Origin of the sequence: Aestuariivita sp., from assembly GCF_049276915.1 — a bacterium.
Classification (GTDB): domain Bacteria; phylum Pseudomonadota; class Alphaproteobacteria; order Rhodobacterales; family Rhodobacteraceae; genus Aestuariivita.
Genome location: NZ_JBASXK010000060.1, coordinates 26,945 through 33,263 on the forward strand (window position 1 = coordinate 26,945; position 6,319 = coordinate 33,263).

The 6,319-nt window shown below is 60.3% G+C and carries 4 protein-coding genes; 3 read left to right on the plus strand and 1 reads right to left on the minus strand.

Going from position 1 to position 6,319, the window contains the following annotated elements; translation table 11 throughout:
• Positions 1-26 precede the first annotated feature (26 nt).
• Both WAO69_RS06385 and dnaE read left to right on the plus strand, forming a co-directional pair.
• Positions 27-1,340, plus strand: coding sequence for a hypothetical protein (locus tag WAO69_RS06385; protein ID WP_422177219.1), 1,314 nt, complete (start codon positions 27-29; stop codon positions 1,338-1,340).
• A gap of 164 nt (positions 1,341-1,504) precedes the next feature.
• On the plus strand, positions 1,505-5,005 hold the full coding sequence (gene dnaE, locus WAO69_RS06390) for a DNA polymerase III subunit alpha (protein ID WP_422177220.1): 3,501 nt from the start codon (positions 1,505-1,507) through the stop codon (positions 5,003-5,005).
• Positions 5,006-5,038: 33 nt separating this feature from the next.
• Here dnaE and WAO69_RS06395 read toward each other — a convergent pair whose 3' ends face one another.
• Positions 5,039-5,233, minus strand: a complete 195-nt coding sequence (locus WAO69_RS06395; protein WP_422177221.1) for a SlyX family protein — start codon at positions 5,231-5,233, stop codon at positions 5,039-5,041.
• A 148-nt stretch (positions 5,234-5,381) separates the two neighbouring features.
• On the opposite strand from WAO69_RS06395, the gene WAO69_RS06400 reads away from it, so the two are divergent.
• Positions 5,382-6,319: histidine--tRNA ligase (locus tag WAO69_RS06400; protein ID WP_422177222.1), on the plus strand; the 938-nt coding region annotated here is incomplete at its 3' end.

Sequence of the window (6,319 nt, forward strand, 5' to 3'; positions counted from 1 at the left end):
AAAAATTTAGTCTCGAAAGGTGTTTCATGGACATTTCTGAATATTGGAAGACAGCCAAGGCGCAATCCAAAGCGCTGACCGGCGTGGCGAAACTTGATTCCGGCGTGTTTCATTCCAGCGGCATCGCCTCGTCACTTGAAGCATACATCAAGGCGGTCAAGGGCGGAAAGCAGGCACAGATCGCAAAGGCCGCAGCTGTCGCGTACAAGAAGTGCAACGAGTACGTCACCAAGATCCACAAAAAAGAGATCATGTCCGCGCAGGGCAAAAAGGCGATGTCCCAGCAGCAACTCAAAAGCGCAAAGATTGTCGGCGATGCTCTGGACAAGATCCTCGAGCAACTTGCCGCGGTGATCTCGGGTCAGGCAGTGGCCGGTTCCTTTGATGGCGATGCCGTTCAGGATGCAGCCGCCAGCAGTGACCAGCCCGACCGTATTCTGGGCCAGAAGGCGCAAGCTCATATCGATCTGCGCAACAAGGTCGAAAAGGATGCCAAGAAGTTTCTGGCCAGCTACAAGGCCAAGGCCGCACCGGTCGCCAACTTCCTGAAGATCGGACAGAAATCGGCGGCGGATGCGCAGACCACCAAGAAGGCGGGCGATACGTTCAACAATATTCAGGCCATCAGCAATGCTCAGCGCGCGTCCGACGAGATCGCCAGCATTCTGAAACAGATCCAGGACCACTATGACGCCAACATTTCAAGCTCTGGCACCGACTTCATGAAGGGTCGGATGGATTTCGCAGGCAAAGACGAATTGCCTGCGAAATTCCGCGTCACTTACATGAAGGAACACAACGCCGCCTGGGGCCGCGTCATGACGCAGGCCAATGCGATCAACGAGCTGATCGTGAAAATCAAGGCGTCTCTGGAAGCGGCCAACAAGTTCCAGGATATTGCAGAAAGCAACTCGCTTCAGGCCATCGATCCGTCCAAGCTGATCGCAAAACTCTCCGCGATTGAAACTGCCGCAGACAAGGCGTTCAAGGACACCGAACTGGCGCGCACACGGGTGCTGAACGTGGAGGAAAATGTCCGCAACATCATGACATCGTCCCTTGATGCTCCCGGCAAGACGAAAGGTATCAAGCTGCGCTCGGATGATGCGAACAAGCGCATCCAGCAGGTCGTGAACGGGGGCAAGCAAAGCAAGGAGTTGCGCGCACGTATCGACGCAATCACCTCCAATATCGAAGATGCATCCGTTTTGGCCGCGGCGCGCACAGCCGCATCGCACCTGGACAAAACCGACGCATTGCTGCGAAATTTCCGCGCCGAAGCACAAGCGGCGCTGGGGGCTATTCAGGAGGCAAATCGCACGCTCAGTGAGCTGACCTGACACTCCTGGCGACATGAGATGACATCCTGCGGCAGCCGGCCTCACGGACTGCCGCGGGATGCTCTTGTTGACCGGGGCTTGGCCATCGCGCGAAACGGCTTTTGCGATCAGCCAGATGCCGCTTTGCTCTGGTAGCGCCAGTCCTTCCTGCCTAACCTGCCTGAATGAGCATTCCCCGATTCATTCACCTGCGCGTCCATTCCGAATACTCCCTTCTGGAGGGCGCGGTGCGGCTGAAAAAGCTGCCTGATCTGTGCAAGTCCGCGGATATGCCGGCGGTGGCGCTGACGGATACGAACAACATGTTCGCCGCGCTCGAGTTTTCGGTATCCCTGTCGGCGGCCGGGATTCAGCCCATTCTCGGCTGTCAGGTCGATCTGGCCTATATGCCCGCCGATCCCGGTGGCAAGCCGCGTGATCCGGCACCCGTGGTGCTGCTGGCGCAATCCGAAACGGGCTATGAAAACCTGATGAAGCTGAACTCCTGCCTCTATATCGATAAGGCCGGACAATTGCCTCAGGTTACGCTGGACGAACTTGAGGCGCATGCCGAGGGTCTGATCTGTCTGACCGGCGGGCCAGAGGGGCCGGTGGGCCTGTTGCTGCAAACCAGCCAGAACCCGGCGGCCGAGGCCCTGCTGGATCGCCTTGCGATGGTGTTTCGCGATCGTCTTTATGTCGAACTTCAGCGCCACCCGGGCGAGGACGGGGCCATGCAGGAGGCCGAACGCCTGACCGAGCGCGGCCTTGTCGAGATGGCCTATGCCAAGGGCCTGCCGCTCGTGGCCACCAATGATGTCTATTTCCCGAAATCCTCGATGTACGAGGCGCATGACGCGCTGATCTGCATTTCGGACGGCGCCTATGTCGATCAGCAAAACCCGCGCCGCCGCCTGACCCCGCAGCATTACTTCAAATCCCCCCAGGAAATGAGCGTGCTTTTTGCCGATCTCCCGGAGGCCATTGAAAACACGGTCGAAATCGCAAAACGCTGCGCCTTCATGGCCTATTGCCGGGACCCGATTCTGCCCAAGTTCGCGGAAAACGAGGTCGAGGAATTGCGCCGCCAGTCGCAAGAGGGTCTGAAACGCAGACTGGCCGTGATCCCGCATGCGGCTCCGGTCGAGGACTATGAAAAACGCCTCGCATTCGAGCTCGACATCATCGAGGGCATGGGCTTTCCCGGCTATTTCCTGATCGTTGCCGATTTCATCAAATGGGCCAAGGAGAAACATATCCCCGTCGGTCCCGGTCGGGGCTCGGGCGCGGGCTCGCTTGTTGCCTATGCGCTGACGATCACCGATCTTGATCCTCTGCGCTATTCCCTTCTTTTTGAACGTTTCCTCAACCCCGAACGTGTCTCGATGCCGGATTTCGACATCGACTTCTGCATGGACCGCCGCGAGGAGGTCATCCAATACGTGCAGGAGAAGTACGGCCGCGACAGGGTCGGCCAGATCATCACCTTCGGCGCGCTGCTGTCCAAGGCGGCGGTGCGCGATATAGGTCGTGTGTTGCAGATGCCCTATGGTCAGGTGGACCGCCTGTCGAAAATGATCCCGGTCGAAGGGGTCAAACCCGTATCGATCGAAAAGGCCCTCAGGGACGAACCGCGCCTGCGCGAAATGGCGCGCGAGGAAGAGGTCGTGGACCGACTGCTCACCTATGGCCAGCAGGTCGAAGGATTGCTGCGCAACGCCTCGACCCACGCCGCTGGTGTTGTAATCGGCGACCGGCCTCTCGACGCGCTGGTGCCGCTCTATCAGGATCCGCGCTCGGATATGCCCGCGACCCAGTTCAACATGAAATGGGTGGAACAGGCCGGTCTGGTCAAATTCGACTTTCTGGGCCTGAAAACCCTCACCGTGATCCAGAATGCCGTCGATCTGATCCTGAAATCCGGCCGTCATCTGCATATCGCGGCGGATGGCACCACGCTTTATGAGCCCGCCCCCGGCACGCTGGATGATATCAACGCCATCCCGCTTGAGGATGAACGCTCCTACAAGCTCTATTCCGCCGCCAAGACCGTCGCCGTGTTCCAGGTGGAAAGCTCGGGCATGATGGATGCCCTCAAACGCATGAAGCCGACCTGCATCGAGGATATCGTGGCGCTTGTGGCGCTTTATCGTCCCGGCCCGATGGAAAACATCCCCACCTATTGCGAGGTGAAAAACGGCCTCAAGCAACGCGAGAACCTGCATCCCACCATCGACCATATCCTGGACGAGACCCAGGGCATCATCGTCTATCAGGAACAGGTGATGCAGATCGCCCAGGAAATGGCCGGGTATTCGCTGGGCGGTGCCGACCTTCTGCGCCGCGCCATGGGCAAGAAGATCCAGGCGGCGATGGACGCGGAACGGCCGAAATTCCTGGCCGGTGCCGCCGAGAACGGCGTGGACAAGGACAAGGCGATGGAGGTCTGGAACCTTCTGGATAAATTCGCCAACTACGGCTTCAACAAATCCCACGCCGCCGCCTATGCCGTGGTCAGCTATCAGACCGCCTGGCTCAAGGCGAACCACCCGGTGGAATTCATGGCCGGGGTGATGAACTGCGATATCCATTTGACCGACAAGCTGGCCGTCTATTTCGAAGAGGTCAAAAAGGGGCTGGACCTGCCATGGGTGCCACCCTGCGTGAATCGCTCCGAGGCGACATTCGATGTGGCCGGGGGCAAGCTGATCTATGGGCTTGGCGGCCTCAAGAATGTCGGTGTCGATGCGATGCGCATGGTGGTCGACGCGCGCGGCACACGCCCCTTCGTCACCCTGTTCGACTTTGCCCGCCGTGTCGATCTCAAGCGGGTGGGCAAACGTCCGCTCGAGATGCTGGTGCGCTCGGGCGCGTTCGACGAGCTTGATCCCAACCGCCGCCGTGTCTTTGACAGCCTTGATGCGCTGGTGGGATATTCCGCAGCGATCTTCGAGCAGAAAGCCTCCAACCAGGTGTCCCTCTTCGGCGAGGCGGGCGATGATCTGCCCGAACCGCGCCTGAGCCCCGTGCCCGACTGGCTCCCGGCGGAACGGCTGAACGAGGAATTCAAAGCCATCGGATTTTACCTCTCGGGTCACCCTCTGGATGACTACATGGCCCCGCTCAGACGCAAGGGCGTGCTGACGCTGGACGAGGTGATCGCCAAGGCCCAGGATGCACCGCTTGTGGCGAAACTCTCCGGTGTTGTCGCCGGGCGGCAGGAACGTAAATCCGCACGCGGCAACCGCTTTGCCTTTTGCCAGATGTCTGATCCCACCGGTGCCTTCGAAGTCACGCTGTTTTCCGAAACGCTGGAAAAGTCACGCGACTATCTGGAAACCGGTGCAAAGGTCGTGGTCACCGTCGAGGCGACGATGGAAGCCGATCAGTTGAAACTGCTTGGCCGGTCCGTCGCCCCGGTTGATGTGGCCGTGGCGGATGCGGGGGCCACGGGGCTGAAAATCTGGATCGAGGACAGCGCGGCCATTGCCTCGGTGGCCAGCGTTCTGGACGGCGCACACCAGGCCGCAACCCGCGCTGCGCGCGGCCCGATCCAGATGTGCCTGATGCATCCCGAACTGCCCGGCGAGGTCGAGATCGATCTGGGTGCCGAGTTCCCGGTGAATCCGCAAATCAAGGGCGCGCTCAAAAGTCTTGAGGGCGTGATGGATGTCGAGGAAATCTGACCGCCTGCGCGTCGCACAGCGCGCGCAGGGGCCTCAATAATGCGGCGGACGTTCATCGCCCAGCACGATACCGCCTGAGCCTTGCGCTTCGCGGTCGCCTTCGCGCTGCATCAGCATCTCGACCCTGCGGGTGAGGGTTTCGATCTCTTTGCCCTGGCGCGCGACAACATCGCTGAGATCGTCAACGCTGCGGATCAGATGGGCGAGTTTTTCTTCTATCTCTTGCATGAGGCGCGTTCTACATCGCAAAGCGCGCCGCGCCAATGGTCTTGGCAAGACCGCCGCACGTGCCAGGCAACTCTGTTGATCCGCTTGCTCCGACCCGCACCTTGGGCTATCCCCCGCGCCAACGGCACCGCCCAAGGACATGACCCCGATGGCCAAGCAGAAAAAACAGCCGCGTCCCAGGGCCGAAGCGCCCAAAGGGTTCCGCGATTACTTCGGCGCTGAGGTCTCTCAGCGCACAGATATGCTGCGCCGGATCGCCGGGGTCTATCATCGCTATGGCTTTGAGGCGCTGGAAAGCTCGGCGGTGGAAACCGTCGAAGCGCTGGGCAAGTTTCTGCCCGATGTGGATCGCCCCAATGAGGGCGTCTTTGCCTGGCAGGAAGACGAGGGGGCCGAAAAGGCCGGAGACTGGCTGGCGCTGCGCTATGATCTGACCGCCCCGCTGGCGCGGGTCTATGCCCAGCATCGCAATGATCTGCCCATGCCCTACCGGCGCTTTGCCATGGGGCCGGTCTGGCGCAATGAAAAACCGGGACCGGGGCGGTTCCGCCAGTTTTATCAATGTGATGCGGATACGGTGGGCTCGGCTTCGATGGCCGCCGATGCCGAGATCTGCGCGATGCTGGCCGATACGCTGGAAGAGGTCGGCATCCCGCGCGGGGACTATCTGATCCGGGTGAACAATCGGAAGGTTCTGAACGGGGTTCTGGAAGGCATGGGTCTGCTGGACGAAGACCAGCGCGCTGCCGTCCTGCGCACCATCGACAAGTTCGACAAGGTGGGTGAGGCGGGTGTGCGCGAGCTTCTTGGCAAGGGCCGTCTGGATGCGTCCGGGGCCTATATCGACGGCGTCGGATTGTCTGACGATCAGGCCGAACCGGTCATGGCCTTCCTGACCTCGAAATCTGATGACACTGCGCAAACGCTGGAAAATCTGCGCGCCGCTGTCGGCTCCTCGGAAATGGGTGCTGAAGGCATCAACGAACTCGAACAGATTGCGAGCCTCCTCGCCGCGCAAGGCTATGGCCCTGACCGTATCGTCATCGACCCTTCCGTGGTCCGTGGCCTCGGCTATTACACCGGCCC

Bases quoted from the DNA above. Each gene is read 5' to 3' on its own strand.
- WAO69_RS06385 (WP_422177219.1), top strand. From the start codon at position 27: ATGGACATTTCTGAATATTGGAAGACAGCCAAGGCGCAATCCAAAGCG.
- dnaE (WP_422177220.1), top strand. From the start codon at position 1,505: ATGAGCATTCCCCGATTCATTCACCTGCGCGTCCATTCCGAATACTCC.
- WAO69_RS06395 (WP_422177221.1), bottom strand. From the start codon at position 5,233: ATGCAAGAGATAGAAGAAAAACTCGCCCATCTGATCCGCAGCGTTGAC.